This window comes from Alistipes sp. CAG:29, assembly GCF_000435435.1.
Classification (GTDB): Bacteria; Bacteroidota; Bacteroidia; order Bacteroidales; family Rikenellaceae; genus Alistipes; species Alistipes onderdonkii.
This window is the reverse complement of the sequence record NZ_FR893486.1, coordinates 1-1017: the sequence shown is the minus strand read 5'-3', so window position 1 is coordinate 1017 and position 1017 is coordinate 1. Positions and strand designations below refer to the sequence as shown.

General features: G+C 60.5%; 1 protein-coding gene. It reads left to right on the top strand.

Annotation, left to right across the window (positions count from 1 at the left end):
- The coding region (locus tag QVP03_RS10740; RefSeq protein ID WP_288210770.1) for a cation:proton antiporter at window positions 1–1017 on the top strand (1017 nt) is incomplete at both ends.

Below are 1017 nucleotides of genomic sequence, written 5' to 3'. Positions count from 1 at the left end.
AATTCCTGCTGATCCTGGTTATCATTCTGGCGGCACCGTTGTTACTGAACAAACTCAAAATCCCCTATTTGCTGGGGCTCATCATCGCAGGTGCGGTGATCGGCCCCCACGGCCTGAACCTGGTTCTGCGCGATAGCAGCATCATCCTCTCGGGAACGGCCGGCCTCCTGTACATCATGTTCCTGTCGGGGCTGGACATGGACATGTCCGATTTCAAGAAAAACAGCTGGCGCAGCCTCATCTTCGGGCTCTACACCTTCTGCGTGCCGCTCGGGCTCGGCATCCTGGCCGGGTATTACATCCTGGGCTTCCCGATTTACTCCTCGATCCTGCTGGCCGGGCTCTTCGCCTCGCAAACCCTCATCGCCTACCCCATCGTCAGCAAACTCGGCATCTCGCGCGACAAGGCCGTCACGATCGCGGTCGGCGGCACGGTCATCACCGACACGCTCGCCCTGCTGCTGCTCACGGTCATCGTCGGGATGGCCACGGGCAATGTCGACGAAACATTCTGGTGGAGGCTCAGCGCCTCGGTACTGCTCTCGATCGGCATCATCCTGTTCCTGTTCCCGCTGCTGGCGCACTGGTTCTTCAAACATTGCAGCGACAGCGTATCGCAGTATATCTTCGTGCTGGCGATGGTATTCCTGGGAGCCTACCTCGCCCACATGGCCGGGCTGGAGCCGATCATCGGCGCCTTCCTCTCGGGACTGGCCCTCAACCGCCAGATCCCCCGCACCTCGCCCCTGATGAACAGGATCGAATTCGTGGGAAACGCCATCTTCATCCCCTTCTTTCTGATCGGCGTGGGCATGCTCATCGACTACCGGGCGTTCTTCCGCGACTGGGAGAGCATCGAAGTGGCGCTGGTGATGATCGCCCTGATTACGCTCGCGAAATTCCTCGCGGCCTATTTCACGCAAAAGACCTTCCGGCTCTCGAACGACCAGCGTACGGTGATCTTCGGGCTGAGCAGCGCCCATGTGGCGGCGACGCTCGCGGCCGTCATGGTCGGCT